Genomic DNA, 26528 nt, shown 5'->3' on the forward strand with positions numbered 1-26528 from the left:
CCGCCCGCCGCCGGGGGTGGCCGGGAAGCGTCCCGGCCGGCGGTCAGTCCGCCTCGTCCGTGGCCACCGAGTAGACGCCCTCGACGGCCCCGAGGGTCTGCACGATCCGCGACGGCGCGACGGCACCCACCAGTTCGAGCTCGACCTCGACGACCGGCGCCCCGCCTTCTTCCGGCTCCTCGCCCGGGGCGAGCCGGTGGAGGGGAGTGCCCTTCGTGCCGGCCACGGGCCGCACCTCGAACCCGTGGACGGCCAGGGACAGCTGGGTGCACGCGGTCAGGATCCGGCGCAGCGCGCCCGTGCGGTCCTCGTAGCGCACCCGGACCAGGTGCTCCCGGCCGGCCGTGAGGGCGGTCCGCTGCAGCACCAGCGGGTAGCCGAGCACCACCACGAAGTAGGCGACGGTGGTGGCGGCCGCCGGCACCAGCAGGCCCGCGCCGGCGGAGGACCCGATGGCCGCGGCGAGCCAGATCGACGCCGCCGTGGTGAGCCCGCGCACCTTGTTCCGCTGGACGAAGACCACTCCGGCCCCGACGAAGCCGATGCCGGAGACGATCTGGGCGGCCATGCGGGACGGGTCCAGGCCGACGAGCCCGGGCTGGAGCACATCCGAGAATCCGTACTTGCTCACGATCGTGAACAGGGCCGCGCCGGCTCCGACCAGGGTGTGGGTGCGCAGGCCGGCCGACTTCTGCCGGATCTCGCGCTCGAGGCCCACCGCGGTGGAGAGCACCAGCGCGGCCGCGAGGCAGAGGATCATCTGCCACAGGTCCATACGCGCCGTCAGCACTGCTTCTCACCCTTGGGATCGGACGTACCTCGGGCGCCGTGCCACGGCGTCCTCCTGAGGATTACCCGGCCCGAGCCGCGCCACACGGAGTCCGGCGGGGGATGGGCCGAGCGTCCGCCTAGGGCCTCAGCCCTGCGCGGCCTTCCACGCGCGCCCGGCCTCCATGAGGATCTGCCCCATGGCCGCCCCCGCGGGGGAGAGGCGCTCGCCGCGCCGGCGGGCGAGGACGATCCGGCGCGTCGGCGGGCGGGGGGAGACGGCGGTGATCACCGCGATGTCCTCGCGCAGGCTGTAGAGGGACAGCTGCGGGACGAGCGCGATGCCCATGCCGACGGCCACCATGGCCTGCGCCTCCTGGTAGCTGCGCGCCTCGAAGGAGACGAGCGGTGCGAAGCCTGCGGCCTCGCACGCCTCCTCGAGCACCGCCAGGACGTTGGGGGAGGTGCGGATGATCCAGGGCTCGTGCCGGAGGTCCTCCATCTGCACAGTGCGCCGCTGCGCGAGCTCGTGGCCCGCGGGCACCAGGAGCACGTTGGGCTCGCGGAAGATCAGCTCGGTGCTCGTCCCGGCGGTGTCCGAGGTGTCCTGCACCTCCCGCATCCACGTGATCGCGAGGTCGATCTCGCGCGCCTCGAGCAGGTGCCCGATCCCGGAGCGCTGGGCGCTGTGGATCCGCAGGTCCACGCGCGGGTGGCGCTCGCGGAACGCGGCGATGGCCGCGGGCAGGAAGGACTCCGTGACCGTGGGGATCGTGCCCAGGCGCAGCGTCCCGGTGCGCAGGCCGGCGATCTCCTCGAGCTCCTCGTGCGCGGCCTGCACCGCCCGCTCGATCTGCTCCGCGTGGCGCACCACTGCGCGCCCGGACTCGGTGAGCGTCACCCCGCGGGGGCGGCGCTCCACGAGCGGCTGGCCCGCTTCGTCCTCGAGCTGGCCGATCTGCTGTGAGACCGCCGAGACCGTGTAGTTCAGCCGCGCGGCCGCGGCCGTGAGCGACCCGGCCCGCGCGACCTCGACCAGCACCAGCATCCGCCGGATGTCCATCGCCATGCGTTCAGCCTACAGCAGTGCTTAAAGAGCCTTCAGAAACTTTAGCTGGTGCGGATTCAGCCGCGGTCCCACGATGAAGTGAGGAACAGCCCAAGAGCCTGAAGGAGTACACCGGTGGAGGAACTGAACGGGACCGTCGAGGTCGCGGCGGCGTGGGTGCGCGGAGGGACCAGCAAGTGCTGGATCTTCGCCGCCGAGGCCGTCGACGCCGCGCCGCTGGCCCTGGAGACGCTGCTGGAGAACGCGCTCGGCGCGGGCGACGCGCGGCAGATCGACGGCGTGGGCGGGGCGACGTCCACCACGTCCAAGATCGCGGTGGTCGCCCGCTCGGAGCACGCTGGGGCGGATGTGGACTACCTCTTCGGCCAGGTCGGCATCGCTGACCGCGTGGTGGAGTGGGGCAGCAACTGCGGCAACTGCGCCACCGCGGTGGGGCTCTACGCGGTCCAGGAGGGTCTGGTCCCGCTCGGCGCCGAGCAGACCACCGTCCGGCTCCGCAACGTCAACACCGGCGCCATCCTGCGCACCTCCGTCCCCACGCCCGGAGGCCGTGCCCCCGAGCGCGGCGACGCGCACGTGCCCGGCGTCGCCTCCGGCGGGATCCCCGTGGACCTCACCTTCGAGGGCCCGTTCACCCGGGACCGCGCGTTCCCCACCGGCCGCACGTCCGAGGCCGTCCGGGCGGGCGGCCGCACCGGCGAGGCCACCATTGTCAGCGCCGGCGCGCCCGCCCTGCTCCTCGACGCCGCGGGCCTCGGCCTCACCGGGGCCGAGGTCATCGCGGAGCTCACCGAGCGCGTGCCGATGCTCACCCCCTTCCGCGCCGAGGGCGCCGTGCTCCACGGCATCATCGCCCCCGGGGAGCCGGCGCCGAACGCGGTGCCGAAGACCGGCGTCGTGGGCCCCGCCCGCGACTACGTCGCCTCGGACGGATCCGCCGTGGCCGCGGGGGAGTACGACGTCTCCGTGCGCATGCTCTCCATGCACGCCCCGCACCCGGCGATCGGCCTCACCTCCGCCGTCGCGGTGGCCGTCGCCGCCGCGACCCCGGGGACGGTGGTCAGCCGCTACCTGCCGGCGGACACCCGCACGGTGCGGATCGGCACGGCGTCCGGCGTCGTCGAGGCCTCGTGGACCACCGCTCCGGACGGGACGGTCGAGGCCGTGTCGCTCCACCGCGCCGCCCGCCGCCTCGCCACGGCGGTGCTGCACGTGCCGACCGCCGGCGCCGCCGGCCAGCCGGTAGCCCCAGCGGAAGGAGCCCAGCACCGCCCCGCCGCGGCGCCCCTCGCCGTCCCGGCCTGACCGGCCTTCCTGACCCGCACCACTGGCGCAGCCCACCCCGGGCTGCTTCCATCAAACTGAACGCTTCTATCAAGGAGGATAGAGTTGCTCACCGCATCTTCGGCGGCCGCCCGCGTGGACCGCCTGCCCATCACCAGAGCGCACAAGATTGCGCTCGTCACCCTGGCCTTCGTGTTCCTCTTCGAGTTCGGGGACCTGAACACCTTCGCCTACGTGGCCCCGGCCCTCGTCAAGCACCTCGCGTTCTCCGTCCAGGACGTCGCCACGGTCACCTCGGCGGCCTTCCTCGGCATGGCCATCGGCGCGATCTTCGGCGGCCGCATCTCCGACCTGATCGGCCGCAAGCGGGCCCTTCTCTTCTCGACGCTGATGTTCTCGACGTTCTCGCTCGTCAACGCCGCCGGGATCAACGTGCCCACGTTCTTCCTCTTCCGCTTCCTCACCGGCGTGGGCCTCTCCGCCATGGTCGTGGCCGCCACCACCTACATCTCCGAGGTGATGCCGGGGGCGCGCCGCGGCCGCATGCAGGCCGCCGTCATGGCCGTGGGGCTGGCCGGCATCCCGGCGATGTCCTTCTTCGCCCGCGCCATCGTCCCGCTCGGCCACGACACGTGGCGCTGGGTGTTCGTGCTCGGCAGCCTGGCCCTGTTCGCGGTCCCCGCGCTCCTCGTCCTCCCCGAGAGCCCGCGCTGGCTCGTCCACCGCAACCGCCTCGACGCCGCCGAGGCCTCGCTCGCCCGGCTCGAGGCCGGCGCCGGGCAGCTCCCGCCGCTCGCCGCCGTCCCGGAGCGGACGACGCCGGCCGGTGCCGCGGGCGCGTCCAGCTACCGCGCGCTGTTCACCGGCAAGACGGGCCGGACCACGCTCTTCCTCGCCGTGGTGTGGATCTTCCAGACCCTGGGCTTCTACGGGTTCGTGGCCTGGGTGCCGACGCTGCTGGCCCAGCACGGCTTCAGCGTGGCCGAGTCGCTCGGGTTCTCCGCGCTGACCACCATCGGCGCCGTCCCCGGTGCCCTGCTGGCGTGGCCGGTGACGGACAGGTTCGGGCGGAAGCTGCCGATCGTCGTCGTCAGCCTCGCCACCGCGGCGAGCGGCCTCGCCTACGGGCTGACGTTCAACCCCGTGGCCATCGTGGTGTTCGGCTTCTGCGTGAACCTGCTCATCCAGACCTTCGCGACCCTGCTCTACACCTACAGCCCCGAGCTGTTCCCCACCGCCCTCCGCAACGCCGGGCACGGCCTCGTGTACGGCACCGGGCGCCTGGCGAACATCTTCGGGCCGATGATCGTGGCCGCGATCTTCTCCTCCTTCGGCTACCAGGCGGTGTTCGTCTACATCGCCGCGTGCTGGCTGATCGTCGCGGTGGCCGTGGCCGTCTTCGGCCCGCGCACCGGCCGGCGGCCGCTCGAGGAGGTCTCCGAGGAGGGCGTGGGCCTCCCCGGCTCCGCGGCCCCCGTTCGCGCGGAGTCCTCGCCCGCCTAGGGCCAGGCACCCCCGCCCCCACCCGAAAGCACCGCCCCACCCGGATAGAACGGAACATCTCTGTGACTGAGTCGAACCTGCCCCGCACCCAGGCCAAGGCAGCGGACGTGATCGTGGTCGGGGGCGGCAACGCCGCCTTCACCGCGGCCCACGCCGCCGCCATGCGGGGCCGAAAGGTCCTCCTGCTCGAGAAGGCGCCCCGCGAGCTCTTCGGCGGCAACAGCTACTACACCGCCGGTGCCACCCGGATCGCCCACGCTGGGCTGCCGGACCTGGTGGACTTCATCGAGCCGGACGGTCGGCACGCGGTCACCGAGGTCCCCCCGTACAGCGAGGCCGACTACGTGCAGGACATGGAGAAGGTCACCGATGGGCGCAACGACCCGGCCCTGACCGAGGTGCTCGCCGCCGAGGCCGCGCCCGGCCTGCGCTGGCTGCACTCCCTGGGCCTGAAGTACCGGCTCATGTACGAGCGGCAGGCCTACGAGCGCGCCGACGGCACGTACCTCTTCTGGGGCGGGCTGCACGTGGGCAACGTGGGCGGCGGCGAGGGCCTCATGCAGGACCACCTCGCGGTCGCGCAGCGGCTCGGCGCCGAGGTGCGGTTCGGGCAGGACGTGGTGGGGCTCGTGAGCGAGGGCGGCGCCGTGGTAGGCGTGACCGTCCGCGAGGCGGACGGCACTGAGGTGCAGCTGCGCGCCGACTCGGTGGTCCTCGGCGCGGGCGGCTTCGAGGCCAGCCGGGAGCTGCGCGCCGAGCACCTCGGGCCCGGCTGGGAGAACGCCAAGGTGCGCGGCACCCCGTTCAACACCGGCCAGATGCTCACCGCGGCCCTCGAGCTCGGCGCGGGCCGGGCGGGGGACTGGGCCACGTGCCACTCCACCCAGTGGGACGCGTTCACGCCCGGCAACGAGTCCAACCGCGAGCTGACCAACCGGCTCACGCGCCAGAGCTACCCGCTGGGCATTATCGTCAACGCCCAGGGGGAGCGGTTCGTGGACGAGGGGGAGGACTTCCGCAACTACACCTACGCCAAGCTGGGCAGAGCGGTGCTCGAGCAGCCGGGCTCGGTGGCTTACCAGATCTTCGACGCGGCCCTGCGGCCCATGCTGCGCTCCGAGGAGTACGACATGCCGGGCGTCTCGGTCGAGACCGCTCCCACGCTCGAGGCGCTCGCGGAGCGGATCGGGGTGGACCCGGAGTCGCTGGCCAAGACGGTCAACGACTACAACACCTCGATCGACCTCTCCGTCCCCTTCGACCCCAACGTCAAGGACGGCCGCCGCGCCCGCACCACCCCGGTCAAGAGCAACTGGGCCACACCGCTCACTGAGGGCCCGTTCTACGCCTACCCGGTCACGTGCGGCATCACGTTCACGTTCGGCGGGCTGAAGTCGGACACCCACGGCCGGGTCCTGGACCCCGCGGGCGAGCCGATCGAGGGCCTGTTCGCGTGCGGGGAGATGCTCGGCGGCCTGTTCGCGGGCAACTACCCGGGCGGGTCCGGCCTCGCGGCCGGGGTCGTGTTCGGCCGGCGGGCGGGCTCGCTCGCCTGAGTTCTCGCTCATGTTGGGGGGCGGACGACGGCGGGTGGGGGCCCGCCGTCGTCCGCTTGCGTTGCCGGGTGGCGCCGATCGGACCCCCGGTGGCCCCATCTGATGCCGGGGACCAAGACCCGTCAGGTAGGGGTGCTAGGGACAGTCCAGTCGAAGTCCCGGGGGCGCAGGTCCTTGTCCTCGGGATCGAAATCAATGATGCCGAATTCGCCCGCTTCGAGGTCTACCTCCCCATTCACTAGGCGCATACCGGACCACACGCCCATCCTGCACTGCCCAGGATGCTGGCGGGCGTGATCAACTTCGTTGCGAGTGACGATGACGGAATTGCCTTGGCTCTGCGTGCCCTTTGCCTCGAGGTAGATCTTCTCCGCGCCCTTCACAGCAACGGCATCATAGGGACGGTTCTGCCGAGTGTCCGTGACGGTCCAACCTTCGTCACGGTAGACGCTCATCAGGCGGTCCTGCGCGGCATTCTCGATCTCTTTGCGGACTGCTGCGTCCATCTGGAGTCCTTGGCCTCGCGCACCGGGTTCATCCAAGACCTCCGACAAGTCGGAGTTTGCTGAGTCTGCTGGCTCGGGAATCTCGGGGTCCGGGTCGTAGGTGAACCGCCTGGCCGGTTTAACGGGGCTCCCGATCAATGCTTCGTGGACGGGGTGTCCGGGTGATAGGGGGTGGCCGAGGAGCGCCTTCTTTCGTTGCCCTTTTGAGTTCGCGGCGAGGATCTCGTGGTTGGGGCGGTGGAGTTCTGCGACCAGGATGATGCGGCCCTGGTAGCTCAAGGCTGCCCATTTTTCTTCTGAGACGCGGTCCCCGTTCGGGTCCCAGTCGCCGCGATTGTTCTCCCAGAGTTCTTGAGGTGTTGCGTCGGGGTCGTAGCCGTACCAGTCACGCCCGAGCGGGTCATCGCTGTCGGCAGTCTGCCGTTCGATGATCCTGATGTTGAAGACCATGAATCGAGTATCGCGGACCGTACCTGCGCGCGGCGCTGAGGGGCGTCTCTCCTGCGCCCTACAAAATGGACGCAACGATCATCTGCAGCGGCGGCTACGTGTGGCCGGGGGGCAGTCCGCCACGGCTGCCAGGGCATCGCCAATTAGCCATGGGTCGCACGTCGGAGCGGTGCGCCACGTCACGTTGTAGCGTTCGGCCCACAGAGCGGCAGCGCGCGTGGTGGATTCCCTACAAAACGGACGCGGACCGAGCTTCGTAGCCTTCTTCCAGCACGCTTTCCCGGACCTGCTGGAGGAACCATGAGCAACCCGACGACGCCCGCCCCCGCGCCCCACCGCCCGGCCGAGAGCCCCCGCAAGCCCCGCCGGATGTGGGACTCGCAGTCACTGGCCCTCGTCTCCGTGTTCGCTGCGCTCATCGCGGCCTCGGCTGTGGTCCCGGGCATCCCGGTGGGCAGCTTCGGGGTGCCGATCACGCTGCAGACCTTTGCGATCATGCTCACCGGCCTGGTCCTCGGCGGGGCCCGCGGCGCCGCCGCGGTGGGGCTCTACCTCGTCGTGGCGTTCGCCGGACTGCCGATCTTCTCCGGCGGCCGGGCGGGGCTGCAGGTCATGGCCGGCGGGTCCGCCGGGTACATCGTCGGGTTCGTCCTCGCCGCGTTCCTCGTGGGTGTCGCCGCCGAGCAGGTCATCCGGCGCATCTCGGCCAAGCGCCGGGCGGTGTGGTTCTTCCTCGCCGCGGCCGTGGTCACCGTGGTCGCCTCGCACCTGCCGGGCGTGCTGGGCATGATGCTCAACCTCAAGCTCTCCTGGCAGGCGGCCTTCGCCGCGGACCTCGTCTTCTACCCGGGCGACCTCCTCAAGGACGCCGTCGCGGCGGTCGCCGCGGTGGCCGTGCACCGGGCGTTCCCGGACGTGCTCGTGCGCCGGGTCAAGTGAGGCGAGTGAAGTGAGCGGGGGAGTGCGGGGCGTGCGGGTGTTCGGCGCCACCGTGGACGATGAGACCCGGTGCGTCCACTACCGCACCGAGGTGGACGTGGTGGCGATGAAGTTCGCCTGCTGCGGGCGGTACTACCCGTGCCACCTCTGCCACGCGGAGGACGCGGACCACGAGGCGCTGACTTGGCCGCCGGAGCAGTGGTCGGAGCCGGCAGTTCTGTGCGGGGTCTGCAAGGGCGAGATGGCCATCGAGGACTATCTGGCGACCGCGTCGTGCCCGAGCTGCGGCGCTCTGTTCAACGAGCGGTGCGCGGCGCACCGGCACCTGTACTTCGGGTGAGGCGACGCGGACGACGGCGGGTGCGCCCCCGCCGTCGTCCGCTCGCCAGTTCTGTCGGTGGGGTGTGCTCTGATGAGCCCATGACGAGGAATTCACGCTGTGTCCCCAGTGCTGGTGCCGCGGGCGGCCGACCGCCCTGCGTCCGGGAGTCACCCGGATGACCGGCGGTCCTACCGTGAAAGGACACCAGCATGAACAGCGTGTGGCACATCTCGGCGGACATCCGTCTCCTCCCCGTTCCTGGCGATCCCTCGCCGAGCCCGGTGGAGAGGGTCATGGCCGTCATGGGGCCGCTGACGGAGGCTGGGGCTGAGACGTTCAGCTTCTCGCCTGACTCCGAGATGCCTGAGATCGGCGTCGGCTTCAGCCTGGATGCCGAGGCCTTTGAGGACGCCTGGAGCTTCGCCCCCTGGGTGGTCGAGCTCCTCGGCGACCTCGCCGGTCCGGCGGAGGTCATTGGCCTGCGCGTCTGTGACGATGCACGGTGGCGCAGCGAGACTGACGGCACCGGCGGGAAGCGTGGCCTGCTGAACCGCATCTGGCCGCCGACGAGGTGGTTCAGCGGCGCGTAGGCGCAGCGTGCCCGGACCTCCTTCCTGACCGCGTGATGAGTGGTGGTTCCCAGCCGAAGGGCGAGGAACCACCACTCATCTCAGCGGTGCGCGTCGTGCGCGAACGGCGGCGCTGCCGGGCGGCGAGCTCCGAGAGCTGGCCCGTGTCGCGTTCAGCGCCGTGTAATGTGCCACCGAGGTCTCGAGAAGCATGCGGCGGTCGATCAGTCGGTGGACCTCGGTGGATCCCGAAGTCGGCATCATGGGTCACGCAGCGCACCTTGATGCGGGTTCTCTGCGACGAAAGTGAGGTCAGCCATGCCGCGACAACTTCCCCTGGTGGCCGTTCAGGCGCCCCCGCGTCAGATCGGCAGCCCATTGGGGGGCTTCGCCGACGAAGCCCGCAGCGTGCTCGAGCTCCACCCGGAGGCCAAGCTCCTGGTCTTTCCCGAACTCCATCTCTTCGGCGACGGAACACCCGACCTCCAGCGGACCGAGGTCCTGCGGTCGGCGGCCGAGCCCCTCGGCGGTCCGCGGGTCCACGCACTGCGCCAGCTCGCGCAGGATCTCGGTGTCTGGCTCGTCCCCGGCAGCGTGTGCGAGCTCGGCCCCCACGGCCAGCTGTACAACACCCAGATCGTCCTCTCACCCGAGGGACATCTCGCCGGAAGCTACCGCAAGGTCTTCCCGTGGCGCCCGCACGAGCCCTACGACCCCGGCGACCGGTTCGTCGTCGTCGACCTGCCGGGTATTGGGCGGGTCGGGCTGAACATCTGCTACGACGCCTGGTTCCCCGAGACCTCGCGCCAGCTCGCGTGGATGGGTGCGGAGGTGATCCTCAATGTCGTCAAGACGACAACGCCGGACCGGGCCCAGGAGCTGGTTCTCGCCCGGGCCAACGCGATCGTCAACCAGGTATTCATCGTGAGCGTCAACTGCGCCGGGCCCACTGGCCAAGGCCGCAGCATCGTGGTCGATCCCGAAGGCATTGTCCTCGCGGAAGCTCCGGACGCAGCCCCCGCGCTGATGGCCGTAGATCTGGATCTGGCCGCCGTTGGCCGCGTCCGGACGCACGGCACTGCCGGGGTAAACCGCATGTGGTCCCAGTTCCGGCCCGGCGAGCAGCCGATCGAGCTTCCGATGTACCAGGGCCGGATCAATCCGGATACGTGGACTCCCAGTGCCCCGTGACACTCTTGGGTGCCTTCCTCAAGGGAGCTTGAGACCGAGCCTCACCTCGAGCAGGCGTCTCCCGAGGGTTTCTGCGGCGAAGTCATTTTACATGTCAAATACCAATATGATCTGCTGTCCCAAGACGCATTCCCACAAGCCCCCAGCGGCCTTCTGAAGTGAATGCGGAAAGTTCGATCTTAGGGGCAGTATGAAAAAGGTTCTGGCAGCCGTCGCGCTGAGCGCATTGGCCTTGACGGGATGTTCGGCGCACCCGACCGCTTCGGTCGGGAACGCTGCCTCGGCGAGTCCGAGCGCGACCGCGACGACCGCATGTCCTTCACCGATGCCGACCATCACAGTGACGGTCAAGGCCACGCCGGCTTCAACCGATTCCTCGGTCGAGCCTTCGGCTACCTCGACTCCGGAAGCGACGTCCTTGGGTTGCCCGACTTCGACCGCGACCGTGGTGGCTGCGCTCTACTCAGACGGTGACGCCTGCACCAACGTGGGGGAGCGGTACACCCTGGCAGGGGCGGATCTGGCCTGCACGAAGGACCGCGACGGTTCGATCGTGTGGATGACCAAGTCCAAGGCCGACAAGCTCACTGCCGATCTCGCCGCGGAGAAGGCCGCAGCTGACGCGAAGGCCGCGGCCGATGCCAAGGCTGCTGCTGATGCGAAGGCGGCAGCCGATGCCAAGGCTGCTGCTGACGCGCAGGCTGGTGCTGACGCGCAGGCGGCTGCTGACGCGCAAGCGGCCGCCCAGCAGGCAGCTCAGCAGCAGCAGGCCTCGCCGGCGGGAGCTACGGCACTGTGCGTGGACGGCACGTACTCGTATTCGGCAAACCACAGTGGAACGTGTTCGCACCATCATGGAGTCGCTGTCTGGTACAAGTAGCTCCGCGGCTCGTTGGGTGGGGGCTGAGAGGCTGAACCGTAGACGCGCGAACAGGCCGTCCTCAGGAAGACGTCAGAACGGGACCTGCGGGCGCACCGCCGAGCAGAATAGGGCCGCCCACTCAGCCGCCACCCGGGGGACCACTCATGCTGCACCTGCACCGCCCGCGCCAAAGCGCCAAGAGCCCGCTCGCCCTCTCCGCCGACCTCGTCTTCTACCCGGGCGCCCGCTCGGCGTTGCGCTTGAGAACCGCGAGCATGCGGGCCTGCATGACCCACACGATCGGCGGGAAGATCCACTGCGAGAGCAGCCAGCCCGCTGCTCGCGGCCGGAAGGTCTCGTAGCCGCCGATCACGAGGCGCGTCCTGCCGCCAGTAAGCTCCTTGAGCTGGAAGCCCCAGAGGCCTTCCGTGTAGGCCGAGGGGCGAGGCTGCGCGGGGTCGAGCGGCCTGCCCATAAGGTCGCTGAGCCCGTGGAGCCCGAGGAAGCGGTTCGGCTCGAGGGCGGCGACGGTCCAGGCATCCACCGCTCCGTAGCGCTTGGTCCAGTACTTGACGGTGTCGCCGAGCTTGAGGTCCTGCCACTCAGGATGGATCCGGTCGGCGCTCGGGCGGCCGCCGTTGTCGAGCCGGTCCCACGAGTACCAGCCGCCGCGGTCGCCCCCGAGCTGGACGAGCCAGGGCCAGACGGCCTCGGGCGGTGCATCGATCGTCACGGCCATCGTCGCGCCCCGCTCGCCGTCGGGGACGATGTCCGCCCCCGGGTAGGGGCCGGTGACCTCGTCAGGGGTCGCGCCCCAATGCCTGAACACGGGGCGGAGGGCTGCGAGGCAGGCGATGGCCGCCACGGTGGACGCGCCGAAGGCGGTGAGCACCTTCTTCATGCGTCCAGCGTCCCGAGCGACCACGGGGCCCGCAAGGGGACAACGTCACCGCATGGTGCAGTGCCGTCTAAAGGCCGCAGCTGCCTCCGGCCCGCGAGCCACGGCGCGCCCTCGCGACTCGTTCCACCAGCGAGGTGAATGCTGCTGCTGTGCACGACAACCCCCCACTCATGACCCGCAGGCGGACGACGGCGGGCGCGCACCCGCCGTCGTCCGCGCGCCTGAGGAGGGGCGCCTCAGGCCGTGGCTGGTGCCGTCTCGAGCTCGCCCTCCGACGTCTCGGCGCGGGCACCCCTCACCAGGAGCGTGGCGAGGCCAGCCACGACGAGCGGCACCGCGAGTGAGGCGAAGTACCCGGACGGACCGAGGCCCGTGAGCAGCAGGCCGCCGAGCGCGGAGCCGACGATCGAGCCGAGCCGGCCGATCCCGATGCCCCAGCCGGTTGCGGTGGCGCGGAGCTGGGTGGGGTAGGCGTTGGCGATGAGGTAGTTCAGGGCGAGCTGCTGGCCGCCGATGCCGAATCCGGCGAGGCCGATGAGTGTGAACACGAGTCCGAAGTTCCTCCCTGCGGCGCCGAGCCCGAGGGCGACGAGGATGCCGGCGCCGAACATGCCCAGCAGGAGGGTGCGTGCGTTGGCCCGCGGGAGGACCGCGGAGAGCGGGACGGCGAACAGGATGAAGGCGCCGTTGACGGTCACCGTGCCCAGAGCGGCGGTGCCGGCGTCGAGCCCGAGGCCCTTGAGCGCCGTCGGCATCCAGAGGAGCAGCAGGTACCAGGCGATCCAGTTGAAGAGGTAGGTCGCCCAGACAGCGACGGTCGCGGTGCGGTAGGCGGGGGAGAGGAGCGCGGCGACGGAGCCGCGCTTCTCCCCGGCGTCCTCGACCGTGAGCTGCATGGCGTCCGGGACGGCTCGCCCGGTGGTGCGGGCGATGAGCGCGCGGGCGCGCCGGTCGCCCTCGGGCGTGCCCTTGGCGACGAGGAAGGCGGGTGATTCGGGCAGGAGGGCGATCACGGCGGCCAGGAGCACCACGGGGAGGGCGCCGCCGATGAGGAAGATGCCGCGCCAGCCAACGGCCGGGAGCCACGCCGCGGCGACGAGGCCCCCGATCATCGCCCCGCCGGGCAGGCCGAGGAGCACGAGCGTCATGAGGAAGCCGCGGCGCCGGCGGGGGCTGAATTCGGCCGTCAGGGCGAGCAGGGCCGGCGTGGCGCCGCCCATGCCGAGGCCGATGAGGAAGCGGAGCGCCACCACCTGCCACGCGGTAGCGGCGAAGGCGCCCGCCAGCGAGAACGCGCCGAAGAGGGCCAGCGCCACGAGGATGGTGCGCTTGCGGCCGATCCGGTCCCCGAACGTCCCGAGCGTCATCGCCCCGATCGCCATCCCGATGGTGCTCGCGGTGATGACCCACGTCATGTCGGTTGCGGAGAGCTTGAACTCGCCGGCGATGGCGGTGCCGATGAAGGCGATCGACTGCGTGTCGAACCCATCGAGCAGTGCGACCACGAAGCACAGGGCCACCGCGGTCCAGCGCCACGGCCCCATGCGGGGATGGTCCATCGCGTCCTGGACGCTCAGGGTCTGTCTGGTCATCGTTGACTCCTCACAGCGGGGTGCGCGGAGGACGACGGCGTCCCCCGGGTTTGGCCTGCTGTGCGAGGCTATGCGCGGGGCTGGGGCGGAGAGAAATACCTGTTTTGGCGCGATTGAGACGGGGCGGGAATGGGTGATCGTCGCCCATGGCGCTGGCTCTTTTCGTTCCGCGCACCTGTGCCTTCGACGTGTCGGAGTGCTCGCTCGGACAAGCTGTTGGCGAGCAGTCCCAAGAGCGCCGGCCCACCGGCGTACCTGTGTTGCGGGGGCCTGACCGCCCCCGGAAACGAATGCCAAGTCGTCGCCGCGAGCTCGGTCGAGCGAGCTGGCGTGCGGCGCCGGTGTGACGACGACGAACGCACGCGGGACCTACGCCGCCGTCGACGCCCCGAGCAGCCCCGACAGCGCGGCCGCGGAGGCCTTCAGGTCGGTGATGTGCCGGCCCTCCGCCGAGGTGTCCAGCACCCCGACCGGCGCAACGAGGGCCAGGGTCGCGATAACGCTGCCGCCGGCGTCGAAGACGGGCGCGGCGACCGCCGCGACCCCGTCGATCACCGCCTCGCTCACCGCGAACCCGACGGCCAGGGCCTCGGCGAGCTTCCGCTCCACCTCGCCCCGCGCCGTCCCGAGCTTCGCCAGCGCCCGCTCCCGCACGGCCGGCGAGCCCCACGCGAGGAACGCCAGCCCCTGGGCGGACTGCGGGCCGAGCGGTGCCCCGATCCGCACCGTCATGTTCACGGACTTCCCGGCCGGCTCCTTGGACGCCACGGCCACGGCGCTGGAGCCCGTCCAGAGCCCCAGCACAGCGGTCTGGCCAGTGAGCTCGGCGAGCGTGGCGAGGAGCGGCTCGGCCACGTCGATGATCTTGGGCCCGGTCAGCATCGAGGCGGCGATGCCCATGATGAGGGGCCCGGGCCGGTAGTCGTTGTCGTTGATCCGCTGCAGGAACCCCTCGGAGGCGAGCGACTGGAGGTAGCGGTGGGCGGAGGTCCGCCCGATCCCGAGCTCCTCGGCGACGTCGTTGATGCGCACCTCGGTGCGGTCGGAGCTGAACATCCGCAGGATCTGCGCGCTCCGGCTCACCACCTGCAGACCGCCCGCCGGCGCGGCATCGTCCCTCTCCGTTGGCATAGCCCACACTCTAGCCCGTGCCACGGCCCGCACCGGCGCGGCCGTCACGGCTGACGCTCTGATGCGATCGTGTGCTCGGCGAGGTTGCGATCCTTCGTCTCGGGCCCCCACAGCGCACCCACGATGAGGCAGATCCCGCCGACGGCGAGCAGCACCGTGGGCGCGAGCTTGAGCGGCATGAGCCCGGAGAGCGCGGCCATGTAGAAGGCGTAGAACGAGGGGATGATGAGCGCCAGGGAGTAGCCGACGCCGTAGCCCGTCGCGCGGATCTCCACGGGGAACCGCTCGGACATGTAGGCCCCGATGGCCCCGAAGGCCGGCACTCCCAGGAGCGCGATCGCGGCGACGGCCACGGTCGCGGCCCAGAAGCCCCTGACCGCCCCGGAGGCGAAGAGCACGAACAGCGGGATCGCCAGCAGCGAGCCGACGCCGCACAGGACGAAGAACGCCCGGCGCCCGATGCGCTGGGAGAGCATCCCGAACAGCGGGTACGCCACGGTCACCACGGCGAACGCGATGATCATCAGGGTCGAGGTCTGCACCGCGGTGAGCCCGGTGGTGGAGGCGATGGTGGGCGGGAGGATCACGATCGAGGCGTTGGAGGAGAACCACACGCCCGTCATGAGCAGGAACGCCTGCGCGAGCGGCTTCCGGTTGGGCCCGGCGAGGAGTTCCTTGAACGGGTTGACCCGCTTCGTGGAGGTGTTCTCCCAGGCCGGGCTCTCCTCGACGCCGCGGGCGTACGCGATCGCGAAGCCGATCGAGATGACTGCCCCGACGATGAACGCGATCCGCCAGCCCCACTGCGAGTAGGCCGAGGCCGGGCTGCCGGCCGGGGCGAACGTGAGCACGAGCAGCGTCAGCGCCGAGATCACTACGTAGGAGGACGGGAAGCCGAGCGCGATCAGGCCGGCGTTGCGGCCGCGGTTGCGCTTGGCCGAGTGCTCCATCGCGAGCGGCACCGCGCCGGTGTACTCGCCGCCGAGGAACACCCCGCCGATGAACCGGAGCACGATCAGCGCGACCACGCCGGCGATCCCCACGCTCTGGTAGCCCGGCAGCGCGGCGATGAGCCCGGTGGCCACCCCGGCGCCGGCCACGGCGACGACGGTCGCCCTCTTGCGGCCCACCTTGTCCCCGAGCCAGCCGAAGATGACGGATCCGAGCGGGCGCGCCACGAGGGTGGAGGCGAAGACGAGGCCGCCGAGGATCGCCGTGGTGCCTGCGTCGATCGAGGCGGGGGTGAAGAACGCCATCGCCGGGGCGAGCGCGATCACGGGCAGGTAGATGTCGAACATGTCGATGAAGAACCCGGCGCTCGCGCCCACCACGGCGCGGCGCTCGTGCCCGGATGCTGCGGTGCCCACGGTCCCAGTGTGGCCGTGCAGGGCCGGCGCCGTCATGACTGCGCCCCGATCGTGAGCGGCTCCTTGTTGGCCAGGTTCGCCACCCAGGCGGTGAGGTGGGCGTAGTCGGCCCGGGGCGGGACGAAGATGTCGATGTTCACGCAGGGGCCGGAGGTCACGTCGATGTAGTGCTCCTTGCCGCGCTCCACGAGCATGAGGTCGCGCGGGCCCATGTGGTGGGCCACGCCGTCCACGTAGTAGTCGGCCTCGCCCTCGAGGATGAACACGAGCTGGTCGAAGTCCTCGTGGGAGTGGGGGCGGAGCTCGAGGCCCTTCTCCACGGTGTTCCACACGATCATGACCTCGTCCGTGGCGTAGGCCTTGCGGGTGATGCCCGGGCGGGCGACTTCGAGCGGGACGTCGTCGAAGCTGACGACCTCCGAGTAGAGCGATTCGTTGAGGGACACCGCGATCTCCTTTGACCTTGTGTTCCGATCTTCGGAACAGCTTGTGCGCAATGTGGAACGAGCGTAGCATCGTGATCACGGTCACTGTCAATGCCCCTCGAGGGGCAGAACCAACGGAAGGACAGCAACGATGCTGAAGCCCGAAGGCCACGAGCCCGTCACCATCGACGACCCGGAGGTCGCCGCGATCCTGGACGGCGCCGTCGACCTCCATGTCCACCCCAGCCCCTCGCCGTTCCCGCGCCGGCTGCCCATCGCCGAGGCCGCGTGGCAGGCGCACGAGGCCGGGTTCCGCGCGATCCTGGTCAAGAGCCACCACCACTCGATGGTCACGGACATCCGCGCGGCGTCCGAGGCGCTCGGCGGCCTGCCGATCCCGGTGGTCTCCGGGGTGGCACTGAACAACTACGTGGGCGGCCTCAACCCGTACGCGGCCGAGCTCGCGCTCGCCCAGGGCGGCCGGATGGTCTGGTTCCCCACCATTTCCTCGCACGCCCACATCTGCGTGCACGAGGCCGAGGGCCAGAACATGCGCTTCCCCACCAACAACCTGGGCCTGCGCCACACCACCGAGATCGGCATCCTCGACGCCGAGGGCGCGCTCAAGCCCGAGGTCCTGGACATCCTCGAGGTCATCAAGGCCCACGACGCGATCATGTCCTGCGGGCACCTCGACGCCGACCAGACGGAGCGGCTCATCGAGCAGGCCTCCTCCATGGGCATCAAGCGCATCCTCGTGAACCACCCGAACTTCGTGATCGGCGCCGAGCCCGAGCGCGTGCGCCGCTGGGTGGGCCTCGGGGCGCGGATCGAGCACTCGATCTGCCAGTACGACGACCGCACCTCCTTCTACCAGTGGGGCCTCGACACCCTGCTCGGCTTCGTCAAGGCGGCCGGCGTGGAGAACACGCTGCTCGGCTCGGACCTGGGCCAGGCGAACAACCCGCTGCCGGTGGACGCCTACGCGCGCATGGTCCGCGGCCTGCTGGACGCGGGAGTGTCCAAGGAGGACGTGCGCCGCCTCATCGCGGACAACCCCGCCGACCTGCTGGGGATCTGATGTCGCTGCCTACATCCCTGCGCGAGCTCATGGCCGAGCGCCCCGTCCTCGGCACGTTCCTGAAGATCCCGCGCTTCGAGATCGTGGACGTTCTGGCCCTCTCCGGCTTCGACTTCGTGGTCTGCGACTATGAGCACTCGCAGATGTCGGTTAGGGAGGCGTGCGACGTCGTGCGGGCCGGCCGGGCGCGCGGGCTTCCGGTTCTGGTGCGGGTCCCCGCCCTGGACCGCGGCGACATCAACCGCCTGCTCGAGGCCGGCGCCGCCGGGATCCAGCTCGCCCGCGGCTCCGGCGCGGGGGCCGGAGAGCTGCGGAAGCTGGTCTCGTACCCGCCGCTGGGCACCCGGTCGGTCTCGCTCGCGCAGCCGGCGGCGGACTACGGCATGGGCGTTTCCTTGGCTCAGCACTTCGAGCGGTCCAACTCGACGGTGCTGGCCGTGGGGCAGTTTGAGACCGCCGACTACGCCGACGGGATCGACGCCGCCATGGCCACCCTGGACGTCGCGTTCATCGGGCCCGTGGACCTCTCCGTGGACCTCGGCACGCCGGGGCAGCTGGACTCGGCGCCGATGCGGGCCGCAGCGGAGGCGATCGAGGCGGCCGCTTCGGCGCATGGCGTGCCCATGGGCATCTTCGCCGGCTCGGCGGAGGCCGCGGCCGACGCCGTGGCGCGCGGCTACCGCTACATCGTCGCCGGCTCGGACCTGACCATGCTCGCCGCCGGTGCGAGGCAGTTCAGCTCGCTGCTGCCGGTCGGTGGCTGAGCCGGGCATAGCCCGCCGTCGACAGCGCGACTTGTCACCCGAGTTGTCCAAGAGTTGCTAACTACCGTGAGGCTGGAGCCTCTAGCCGGTAAGTCATCAGTTCGTCAATAAGCTGAGAAAGAAGGTCTTGAAGTCGAGCTAGCCTATCGTTGTTGGCCACGACTTCGTCATTCAGGTCGCGTTCAAGGTTCGAAAACCAAAATTGAAATTTCTTTTCGTAGTTCTCCGCAAAAGACGCGAAGCCAATTGCCGGGGCTGCGCCCTGCGTCCGCGTGTCCCTAATTAGTTCGGCTATGGCGCGCTGTTCCTCTCGCCAGACCATGAATTTCGTGCCGTCGCGGTCGCTTGCCATCGTTCGGGAGATCTCGTTCAAGAGCCCAGCGTCCCCACTTCCCCGAGCCATCGGTCCAGCACCACCGAGCTTGCTGGAGTCCATCAGCTCTTCGGCGACACTCCAGTAGACTCCGAAACGATACATAGTGCCGAGTAGCGCCAAGCGACTCCTTTCAGGATTCGGATCGTCCAGATAAACGAAGAAGTCTCGATTGCGGAAGTTGTCAATACGCTCGTGGAGCGCATAAGCCGCTTGATATAGGGGATCTCGGAGCTCTTCTAGCCTACGCCAGTCGGAGAAACGGCGTTCCTCGCGAGTTCGCGCCAGCGTCTGTCTGTGCTCAAAATACTTCAGCAGCAGCGATCCCAAGAGTCCGAAAGTCGCTCCGATTCCAGCCGTAAGTAATGAATCCACGCCCACAGCATGCCATATGGATGTTCTAGCATCGCGTTGGCCGCGCGGATCGTTGCGACTAGGACAGTCGGCAGGGACCGAGCTTCGGGTATTCCGCGCTAAGGGAGACCGAGGCCGACACCGTTACGGCTACCTCTCAGTTGTCATAGTCGCAGAACTGATGATGCCAGCGCTTGGGCGCACCACGTCAAGCCCACTTGTGCGCTTGGCTGGTTGTGGATCCGTGGGCTGGTGGAGCGAAGTGGAGACCAGGTTGGCGGGAGCTCCAGCCAAAGCCACGAACAATGTGGGCGGTGCTTGGCTCGCCTGGGCCGGTCCCCTTCATCCCCTGCCGCGAGGGATGAACCGACTCAGGTACGTGCGAAGGGCGGGATCGCAGACGTAGACGTAGGTGCCCCGCATTCCTCGGGTGAGCAGAACGCCGTAGATGTTGACGATGTATTCCAGTAGTTGCTCGGCGGCATACACGAGGCCGAGGCGCGGGTTGTTCTCTTTGCCCTTATTGTCCTGATAGTTGCTGCGGTCAACCACGATGCGCTGCAGCGTGGGGTCGTACTTGAGTTCGGGCCCGATGATCACGCCAGCGTAGTTGAGGTCGTACCCCTGAACGGTGTGGATTGATCCGACTTCGTTGACCGACTTCGGCGAGTTGATCCAGTCGCGGTCCGTCGAGTTCCATCGGAGCTTGCAGCCGTCAATCTCGATATCGTAGGCCTTCGGGTTCTTCTTGCTCACCCATGGCCAGGCATAACCAGCGACAAGCCGCGCCAGCTTGGACTCACGCTCCTTCTCACGGATCGTCCCGAGCATGTCCGTCAGATCGTCGTAGAGCGCGAACTCGTACTCGCCGAACCGCTGGGGCTCCGGCGCAGATTCAGTGAGCATCGACCTGACGTAGGTTACGTAGTCCTCACCAGCCTGAAGGCGCATCTGGGTCAGCAGGCGGTACAAACGGTGGCTGTCCTTCGCCTCACAGAGCAGAGATTTCATGCGCTCTCTAGGCAGGTCGGCGGGACGGACGCTTTGGGCGGCATCGACTAGGAAGATCTGGTGGGTGCTTTGCTTCTTGATCCAATCGAGCTGGGTAAGTGCGTCGTCGCCCGACCCGAACAGACATTCGTTGATCGTCTGGAAATCTCTGTTGCGCACACCTGAGGACTGGTTCGCGCGTTGCGAGAGCCGATGGGCCTCGTCGACGATCAGCAGATCGTATGGTGTCTCACTGAAGCCGACGTCGAACTGTGAGAGGACCATTCCCTTTCCCAGCCCGGGAGTCTTTGCGAAGACGTTCTGAATTGACTGGCGCAGGGACTGCTGAGGTACAACGAGTGCCACGCGGAAGTCGCGGAGCAGCTCGGGGTACCCCTCCAGAAAGTACTCGGCGAAGATCGAGTCACTCTCGACGACGTCTTCGTTGTGGTGCGCTCGGATGTCGCTGAGCAGTTTCATGAGGTAGATCGCAACGATGGTTTTGCCCGTGCCGGGGTCACCTTGGATGACGATGGTGCTCGGCCGACTGTTCTCGAGGTCCTCGAAGAGGCCCTCCAAGATGTCGTTGACTGCGCCGGCCTGGTCTTGGGTGAGTGGCCTTGAATGGCGAGAGCTTGAAGAGGTCACTGTTGACAATCTGAGGGATCGTCTGGCTGAACATGCCCTCCTTGCGGAGGGTCTCGAAGATTTGGCCGAACGTCTGGTGGTATCGGCCTCTGTCGAAGTAATCGGCATCGGTGATCCCCTCGTTGCGGTTCTCCACCGTGAACTTGCCGTCGCCGGCGAAGAATCGAATGAGGTAAGACTCGAGATCGAGGCACGCTGACTTGTTGAAGCGGTCATCCACGATGACTCGAACGGCGTTGAGGCTGCCACGCCCGTTTGTGATGTGCTGGGTCATCCGTGTTGCCGCATTCAAGGACTCGCCGACGTAGATGCTGTTGTCGTTGTTGAGCGTGTAGACCACGGGCCAGTTGCGGTGGCGCGAGTCCCCGGCTGCCCACACCCTGACTGATTCGTTGTCGAGCGCGAGGTGCTCGATCCTAAAGCTGGTCATGCTTGGTGCTCCGCCCCCGAGAAAGCTCGACTGGGTACTTGGCGCGGGTGACCTCAAGCTTTTCGAGCACGATTTCTAGCGGGTCCATCCCCAGTCTGTCCGCCAAGAGCAAGCAATAGGTGAGCACGTCGGCGAGCTCGTGCCGAACGCCTGCGATGTCTTTGGGCTGGCCCCACTGAAAACACTCGAGGAGTTCGCCAGCTTCGATGGCCACACTCTTCGCGAGGTTCTCGGGTGAATGAAACTGCTCCCACTCTCGCTCACGGACAAACTCGCGGAGCTCCCCTAGAACGCGTTCGATCCGGTCCTGACTCACGCGGGCCACGCTATCAACACCGTGCGAGATCTCAGGTGCGCCTCACTCGCAGCCGGCTCGTACGCGGACGATGAACGCACCCGCGGCCGGTGGACGCAACACGCACGGTCCGGCGCCTGCTGGAGGCGGGCGTATCCAAGGAGCACGTGCCCGGGGTCATCGCGGACAACCATGCCGACGCCACTGCGGATCTGATGTCGCTGCGCAAGCTTATGGCCGAGCGTCTCGTTCCCGGCACGTTCCTGAAGATCCCGCGGTTCGACATCGTGGATATCCGGCCCTCTGCGGATTCGACATCGTGGTCTGCGACTACGAGCACTCGCAGATGCGGTGGGCCACGCGTGCGGCGTCGTGCGGGCGCGCGGCCTTGCAGTCCTGGTGCGGGCCCCCGCCGTGGACCCGGGCGACGTCAACCGCCTGCTCGAGGCCGGCGCGGCCGGGATCCAGCTCGCCCGGGGCTCGGCGCGGCGGCGGGGAGCTGCGGAAGCTGGTCTCGTACCCGCCGCTGGGGACCCGGTCGGCCTCGCTGGCGCAGCCGGCCGCGTGCTACGGCATGAGCATGACCCGGCGGAACTTCGAGCGGTCGAACTCGACCACACGCGCCGCATCCATGGCCCCGGGCTGGGGTGTAAAGCCAGCAGAAGTGTCAGTGTCCTGTTGGAGACTCAGCGAACTAGTTTCGGTCCCCGGGGGTGCACGTCGCAAACCCCACGAGACCGTCAAAGCCCCGGCTCGGCGTGCCTGCACTCGCCGGGTCGAAAACCTGACAGGATGACTTCATGATGACCCCGATGGATGAGCCGTTCGCGGCCAAGCTTGCCCGTGCCCTTGACCGTTTCACGAAGGCCGAGCTGGCCAAGGCCCTCGGGGTCGATGCGCGCAGTGTCAGTCGGTGGGTCAACGGGGAAACCCATCCTCAGCCGTACGTCGGGAAGGCGCTCGATGCCCTGCTGACTCCTGCCTTCCGCAACGCGAACGAGAAGCCTGACTTCACCTTCATCGACCTCTTCGCCGGCATAGGCGGCATCCGCCAGGGGTTCGAACAGCACGGCGGCAAGTGCGTCTTCACATCGGAGTGGAACGAGTTCTCCAAGCGCACCTACACCGTCAACTACGGCGACGAGCACCCCTTCATCGGCAACATCGTCGGCCAGCACGAGGCCGTCCCAGAGCATGATGTCCTGCTCGCCGGCTTCCCCTGCCAGCCCTTCAGCATTGCTGGGGTATCGAAGAAGAACGCGCTGGGACGCCCACACGGCTTCGAGGACCCCACCCAAGGGACGCTGTTCTTCGAGATCAAGGAGATCCTCAAGGCCCGGCGCCCCGCTGCCTTCGTGCTGGAGAACGTGAAGAACCTCAAGTCCCACGATCGGGGAAACACCTTCAAGGTCATCCGCACGGTCCTCGAGGACGAGCTCGAATACGAGGTCCACGAGCGCATCATCGACGGTGGGCACTTCACGCCCCAGCACCGGGAGCGGATCGTGATCGTCGGCTTCGCCAGAGAGACCAGCTTCAGCTGGGACGACCTGCAGCTTCCATCCATCTCGGATCACCGGCTCGCGGACATCCTGCATAGGACGGACGGCAGCGAGCCGGTCATCCCGCATGATGGTGACAAGTACTTCGACCACGACGCGCGCACGGTCCCGGACCGCTACACGCTGACGCCGAATCTCTGGAAGTACCTGCAGGACTACTCCGCCAAGCACAAGGCCGCGGGAAACGGTTTCGGCTTCGGGCTCGTAACCCCTGACGGCCGGACCCGCACCCTCTCCGCGCGCTACCACAAGGACGGCTCCGAGATCCTAGTGGACCAGGGGTCGGGCAGCCGGCCCCGCCGCCTCACCCCGAGGGAGTGCGCACGCCTCATGGGATACAGCGACGACTTCGTCATCCCGGTCTCCGATACCCAGGCGTACCGCCAGTTCGGCAACTCGGTCGTCATGCCCGTGTTCCGAGAAGTCGCACGTATCGTCAAACCACATCTTCTGCAGGTCAAGGACACGATCGTCCAGGAGCAGCAGGCTGTGGCTGCTGCGGCGGAAGAAGTTGTCGCCACCGCAGCCGGGGATCTCGAGGTGAAGGTGGGGGAGGAGCTGGCGCCGGCCGGCGAGGCTGCAGCGTGATCAGAATCGGGGACTACTTCAAGGCCTACGCCGCCAAGAAGCTCTCCGCAGTGGACATTGACGCCACCCGTTCCCGCCAGAGCGAGATAGGCGGCACTGACGGGCTTCGTTCGATGTTCGGCACCCCCGATGACAAGCTCTATCTCGAGGGCAAGTACGTCTACCTTGACGACGAAATGGAGCAGGCGCCGGAGATCATAGACGCTCCCGTCACCTGGTACGACCCACGTAGGTTCAAACCCGGCAGGAGGCCCGAATACCGGCTTCTCTACCGCACCAAGGCCCGCCCCGTCATCTCCCGCGTACAGCCCGGCGACACCCTATTCGTGGCGCAGCAGGACGAGCGGAACGTTTACATGCTTTTCGTCAAGGAGGGATCCACTGTCCTCCGGCAACTGCAGTGGATGTTCGGCATGGAGGCCCAGGAGGTGGTTCAGGTCGGGCCCGAGATCGCTTTGCAGCCCGAGCTCGAATCCCTGCCCGTTGAAGACCTCCTTGGGCTGCTCGGTATCGAGGTCGACCTCAGCGATGCCTCACTTCTCGGAAAAATGCCAAGCCGCTTCCTGCTGACCGAGGCGTGGCCCACGGGTGTGGAGATGGCTCAGCTCGCCCAATCACTCGTGCCGGACGCCGATGCCTGCACAGAGCCGGACGTTGCCCTGATGCAATGGGTCCAAATGGAGACAAGACTCTTCCAGACTCTCGAGAAACATAAGATAACGGACCAGATCGGAGCGGGCTTCAGGACGCCTACCGGAGACGTGGACATTGAAGGCTTCCTCCGCCTGTCCCTGTCGGTCAACAACAGGCGCAAGTCGCGTGCCGGCGGCTCCCTAGAGCTCCATATGGAGGCTGTCCTGAAGGCGAACAATGTCCAGTATGCCCGTCAGGCCACCACCGAGGGGAAGAAGCGGCCCGACTTCCTCTTTCCCTCTGTCGATGCTTATCGCGACCCCGGCTACCCTGCAGCCCGACTGACGATGCTGGGTTCGAAGACTACTCTTAAGGACCGATGGAGGCAGGTTCTTAACGAGGCAGACCGGATTCCGAACAAGCACCTCCTGACACTCCAGCCGGGCATTTCCGAAGACCAGACCGACGAGATGAAAGCCGAGAGCCTCAGCCTTGTCATTCCCCGGAGCCTGCATGGCCACGGGTTCAGCCTTCGGCAGCAGTCGTGGCTGCTAACGGTCCAAGATTTCCTTGACGAATTGCGTACCCGACAGCCTGTCGAGTTCAGCACGGCGCTCAAGGAGCTACCCCTGACGCCGTCAAGTAGGTACTGATCGTGGTGTTCCTAAAAGAAACAGCGGCCGCGGCCCCGCCTACCCTTTCCTGGCATCGGGGCGCCAAAAGACGCGTAAATCAGATCGACCAGCAATTCGGCTCTAGCGTCCAGAGTCAAACGTCTGGATGCACAACCATCCGCCGCGCTCGAACAGCGGGCGAAGATCGCGGCGGAGGAGGACGCCGCCGCCTATACAATCAGGATAGGCGCAGCTTGATCTGGCGGGCGAAAAGCAGATCGAGGTCCCGCTCGTCAACCAGTCGCCACGGGTATCCGTGGTTACGTATCCCACCGCTTTCCTTCTGGCTCATGGCAAACTCAAAAATAACCCGACGGTTGTGCATCAAATCGATGAAGCGCTCGATGCTTGGCTCCTCACAGTATAAAAGTTCATCGTAGTAGTAGGAATCGATCCCATCGTCACCGCGTCTTCTCTTAGTGCTCACGAATACTGCGCGCGTGTGTTTCTGCGCTAGGCGCTTGGCGAGACGTTCCAAGGGCCAAGTGCCCACCGGAATGTGCCCAGCCGGGCCCGATTTTTGAATACGAAGGAGAGACTCCTCCGGATCGCGTGACAACCAAAGCCCCCTGTTGTTCGGAACAGTGGTGACAGCAGAATAACAGGCCAATCGGCCCTCACCATTGATGGCGCCAATAGTTTCAAGCCGTTTTGCATTGGGTGCGGGCAGCTCCCACTTGGGCCCACATTGGAAAAGGTTGAGGTTACCTTTTTGCGCACCATTCTCATTGTCCAGAATGCACTTTATTTCGATGCCCTTATAATCTGCGTCCGGGCTGTTGTTCTCCTCGATTCCGACCATGGTTTCAAACGTATAGCCGACTCCCGTCGTTCCCCGGCGGAGGGTCGGCACAAACCCTTGGGACTTGATCTCGTCGAACTTCACGAGAAGTTCGGATAGTGCTGCGTCGGGCGTAAAACGCGCAGGGACCACCGGGAGGATAGCGTAGGTGCTAGCGGCTAAGGCGGCCCCCGAGAAGAAGAGCCGTGTCAGGGCGCTGAATCTCGCATCTAATCCTTCCACCGAGTAGTCCACGAGATATCGTGACCCGAGCCGCGTGACGATCAACAAGCGACGTCGCAAGCCTTGCGGATCTAATGCCCTTCCGGCCCTGGTGATCCGCCGCTCAGGATAACGCTGGTAGTAGATCCACGACACGTTCTTCGTTTCTCTGGCGACGACGTCGAAAACCTCGAATGCGGTCCTCGCGTTTCGGCTATCGTCCGAGATAACTAGGTCGGGAAAAAGGGCATAAGCCGATCGAGGTATGAGAACCCCGTGTCGGCTATTATCGTCGTTCTGGGCGAGAATTTTGACAAAAACCTCGGCCTGCCTCGGACCATCCGAAGCATACGACACATCAATCGAATTGAGATAGTCGAGCGGTGTTTCGAGTTTCAATTGTCCCTTACATTCGTGCTGTTGTGTGAGGCCGTCCCACATCGCCTTGAAGGCACGTTGTTGACTTGGATTCAGACCGGGCACTCACTCGGTCGGTAGTCACCATTCGCACAGTCATCAGGCAGGAATAGGTGCCCCATTTCTCCCGCAGAAAACCATATTCCTTCGCCGCCTTGGGCCGCCAGTTTCAGCGGCTTGAGGTCAGAGCTCCGGGCCGGCGGGCGCTGGCCTACCCCTTGGCGTTCGTCGACGAGCCATTGAGTCAAATCGATGTTCCTCCCACTGCTCCTGCGGTCGGC

Annotated in this window: 25 protein-coding genes; 12 read left to right on the forward strand and 13 right to left on the reverse strand. The window is 67.6% G+C overall.

What is annotated here, in order from left to right; translation table 11 throughout:
* Window positions 1–43 precede the first annotated feature (43 nt).
* Both ACYVKZ_RS12535 and ACYVKZ_RS12540 read right to left on the reverse strand, forming a co-directional pair.
* Window positions 44–790 (reverse strand): MgtC/SapB family protein, encoded by a 747-nt coding sequence (locus ACYVKZ_RS12535; protein ID WP_460992578.1) that lies wholly within the window; start codon window positions 788–790, stop codon window positions 44–46.
* A gap of 126 nt (window positions 791–916) precedes the next feature.
* Window positions 917–1837 (reverse strand): LysR family transcriptional regulator, encoded by a 921-nt coding sequence (locus ACYVKZ_RS12540; protein ID WP_460992579.1) that lies wholly within the window; start codon window positions 1835–1837, stop codon window positions 917–919.
* Window positions 1838–1951: 114 nt separating this feature from the next.
* Between ACYVKZ_RS12540 and ACYVKZ_RS12545 the strand changes: the two genes are divergently transcribed.
* From ACYVKZ_RS12545 to tcuA, 3 genes are all read left to right on the forward strand, one after another.
* Window positions 1952–3142, forward strand: a complete 1191-nt coding sequence (locus ACYVKZ_RS12545) for a PrpF domain-containing protein (protein ID WP_460992580.1) — start codon at window positions 1952–1954, stop codon at window positions 3140–3142.
* 84 nt (window positions 3143–3226) lie between these two features.
* A complete protein-coding gene (locus ACYVKZ_RS12550; protein WP_460992581.1) occupies window positions 3227–4624 on the forward strand; it encodes an MFS transporter in 1398 nt (465 codons plus the stop codon).
* A 62-nt stretch (window positions 4625–4686) separates the two neighbouring features.
* Complete coding sequence (gene tcuA, locus ACYVKZ_RS12555; protein ID WP_460992582.1) at window positions 4687–6180, forward strand: FAD-dependent tricarballylate dehydrogenase TcuA; 1494 nt, start codon at window positions 4687–4689, stop codon at window positions 6178–6180.
* Between the two features lie 122 nt (window positions 6181–6302).
* On the opposite strand, the gene ACYVKZ_RS12560 is transcribed toward tcuA, so the two are convergent.
* A complete protein-coding gene (locus ACYVKZ_RS12560; protein WP_460992583.1) occupies window positions 6303–7136 on the reverse strand; it encodes a protein NO VEIN domain-containing protein in 834 nt (277 codons plus the stop codon).
* A gap of 300 nt (window positions 7137–7436) precedes the next feature.
* Between ACYVKZ_RS12560 and ACYVKZ_RS12565 the strand changes: the two genes are divergently transcribed.
* The 5 genes from ACYVKZ_RS12565 to ACYVKZ_RS12585 all read left to right on the forward strand — a co-directional run bounded on the left by ACYVKZ_RS12565 (window position 7437) and on the right by ACYVKZ_RS12585 (window position 11037).
* Window positions 7437–8075, forward strand: a complete 639-nt coding sequence (locus ACYVKZ_RS12565; RefSeq protein ID WP_460992584.1) for a biotin transporter BioY — start codon at window positions 7437–7439, stop codon at window positions 8073–8075.
* 10 nt (window positions 8076–8085) lie between these two features.
* Window positions 8086–8415, forward strand: a complete 330-nt coding sequence (locus ACYVKZ_RS12570; RefSeq protein ID WP_460992585.1) for a CHY zinc finger protein — start codon at window positions 8086–8088, stop codon at window positions 8413–8415.
* A 191-nt stretch (window positions 8416–8606) separates the two neighbouring features.
* Entirely contained in the window at window positions 8607–8987 is a 381-nt protein-coding gene (locus tag ACYVKZ_RS12575) for a hypothetical protein (RefSeq protein ID WP_460992586.1), read from the forward strand.
* A gap of 387 nt (window positions 8988–9374) precedes the next feature.
* Window positions 9375–10157 carry a carbon-nitrogen hydrolase family protein gene (locus ACYVKZ_RS12580; protein ID WP_460992587.1) on the forward strand — a complete coding sequence of 261 codons (783 nt, stop codon included), beginning with the start codon at window positions 9375–9377 and terminating at the stop codon, window positions 10155–10157.
* A gap of 325 nt (window positions 10158–10482) precedes the next feature.
* Window positions 10483–11037, forward strand: a complete 555-nt coding sequence (locus ACYVKZ_RS12585) for a DUF3761 domain-containing protein (RefSeq protein WP_460992588.1) — start codon at window positions 10483–10485, stop codon at window positions 11035–11037.
* Between the two features lie 214 nt (window positions 11038–11251).
* On the opposite strand, the gene ACYVKZ_RS12590 is transcribed toward ACYVKZ_RS12585, so the two are convergent.
* The 5 genes from ACYVKZ_RS12590 to ACYVKZ_RS12610 all read right to left on the reverse strand — a co-directional run bounded on the left by ACYVKZ_RS12590 (window position 11252) and on the right by ACYVKZ_RS12610 (window position 16456).
* The gene (locus ACYVKZ_RS12590) at window positions 11252–11920 is read right to left on the reverse strand and encodes an SRPBCC family protein (RefSeq protein ID WP_460992589.1); all 669 of its coding nucleotides are present in this window, start codon (window positions 11918–11920) and stop codon (window positions 11252–11254) included.
* 236 nt (window positions 11921–12156) lie between these two features.
* Window positions 12157–13512: an MFS transporter gene (locus ACYVKZ_RS12595; protein WP_460992590.1), complete on the reverse strand. Its 1356-nt coding sequence runs from the start codon at window positions 13510–13512 to the stop codon at window positions 12157–12159.
* Window positions 13513–13881: 369 nt separating this feature from the next.
* Window positions 13882–14643, reverse strand: a complete 762-nt coding sequence (locus tag ACYVKZ_RS12600) for an IclR family transcriptional regulator (protein ID WP_460992591.1) — start codon at window positions 14641–14643, stop codon at window positions 13882–13884.
* Window positions 14644–14687: 44 nt separating this feature from the next.
* Window positions 14688–16010 carry an MFS transporter gene (locus ACYVKZ_RS12605; RefSeq protein ID WP_460992592.1) on the reverse strand — a complete coding sequence of 441 codons (1323 nt, stop codon included), beginning with the start codon at window positions 16008–16010 and terminating at the stop codon, window positions 14688–14690.
* 32 nt (window positions 16011–16042) lie between these two features.
* Window positions 16043–16456: a cupin domain-containing protein gene (locus ACYVKZ_RS12610; RefSeq protein WP_460992593.1), complete on the reverse strand. Its 414-nt coding sequence runs from the start codon at window positions 16454–16456 to the stop codon at window positions 16043–16045.
* A 130-nt stretch (window positions 16457–16586) separates the two neighbouring features.
* Between ACYVKZ_RS12610 and ACYVKZ_RS12615 the strand changes: the two genes are divergently transcribed.
* Together ACYVKZ_RS12615 and ACYVKZ_RS12620 are read left to right on the forward strand one after the other, a co-directional pair.
* On the forward strand, window positions 16587–17516 hold the full coding sequence (locus ACYVKZ_RS12615) for a DUF6282 family protein (protein ID WP_460992594.1): 930 nt from the start codon (window positions 16587–16589) through the stop codon (window positions 17514–17516).
* Window positions 17516–18280, forward strand: a complete 765-nt coding sequence (locus tag ACYVKZ_RS12620) for an HpcH/HpaI aldolase family protein (protein WP_460992595.1) — start codon at window positions 17516–17518, stop codon at window positions 18278–18280. The genes ACYVKZ_RS12615 and ACYVKZ_RS12620 overlap by 1 nt, the downstream gene beginning before the upstream one ends.
* A 61-nt stretch (window positions 18281–18341) precedes the next feature.
* Here the strand turns inward: ACYVKZ_RS12620 and ACYVKZ_RS12625 are convergent, their stop codons facing one another.
* The 4 genes from ACYVKZ_RS12625 to ACYVKZ_RS12640 form a co-directional block, all read right to left on the reverse strand.
* Window positions 18342–19028, reverse strand: a complete 687-nt coding sequence (locus tag ACYVKZ_RS12625; RefSeq protein ID WP_460992596.1) for a hypothetical protein — start codon at window positions 19026–19028, stop codon at window positions 18342–18344.
* A gap of 321 nt (window positions 19029–19349) precedes the next feature.
* Window positions 19350–20576, reverse strand: a complete 1227-nt coding sequence (locus tag ACYVKZ_RS12630) for a DNA/RNA helicase domain-containing protein (RefSeq protein WP_460992597.1) — start codon at window positions 20574–20576, stop codon at window positions 19350–19352.
* A complete protein-coding gene (locus ACYVKZ_RS12635; RefSeq protein ID WP_460992598.1) occupies window positions 20515–21075 on the reverse strand; it encodes a GIY-YIG nuclease family protein in 561 nt (186 codons plus the stop codon). Before ACYVKZ_RS12635 ends, ACYVKZ_RS12630 begins: the two co-directional genes overlap by 62 nt.
* Window positions 21062–21400: a nucleotide pyrophosphohydrolase gene (locus tag ACYVKZ_RS12640; protein ID WP_460992599.1), complete on the reverse strand. Its 339-nt coding sequence runs from the start codon at window positions 21398–21400 to the stop codon at window positions 21062–21064. The genes ACYVKZ_RS12635 and ACYVKZ_RS12640 overlap by 14 nt, the downstream gene beginning before the upstream one ends.
* Window positions 21401–22170: 770 nt before the next feature.
* Between ACYVKZ_RS12640 and dcm the strand changes: the two genes are divergently transcribed.
* Together dcm and ACYVKZ_RS12650 are read left to right on the forward strand one after the other, a co-directional pair.
* A complete protein-coding gene (dcm, locus tag ACYVKZ_RS12645) occupies window positions 22171–23520 on the forward strand; it encodes a DNA (cytosine-5-)-methyltransferase (RefSeq protein WP_460992600.1) in 1350 nt (449 codons plus the stop codon).
* Window positions 23517–24806 (forward strand): type II restriction endonuclease, encoded by a 1290-nt coding sequence (locus ACYVKZ_RS12650; RefSeq protein ID WP_460992601.1) that lies wholly within the window; start codon window positions 23517–23519, stop codon window positions 24804–24806. Before dcm ends, ACYVKZ_RS12650 begins: the two co-directional genes overlap by 4 nt.
* A gap of 199 nt (window positions 24807–25005) precedes the next feature.
* Here ACYVKZ_RS12650 and ACYVKZ_RS12655 read toward each other — a convergent pair whose 3' ends face one another.
* A complete protein-coding gene (locus ACYVKZ_RS12655; protein WP_460992602.1) occupies window positions 25006–26313 on the reverse strand; it encodes an MvaI/BcnI family restriction endonuclease in 1308 nt (435 codons plus the stop codon).
* Window positions 26314–26528 lie beyond the last annotated feature (215 nt).

This window comes from Sinomonas soli (assembly GCF_054782415.1).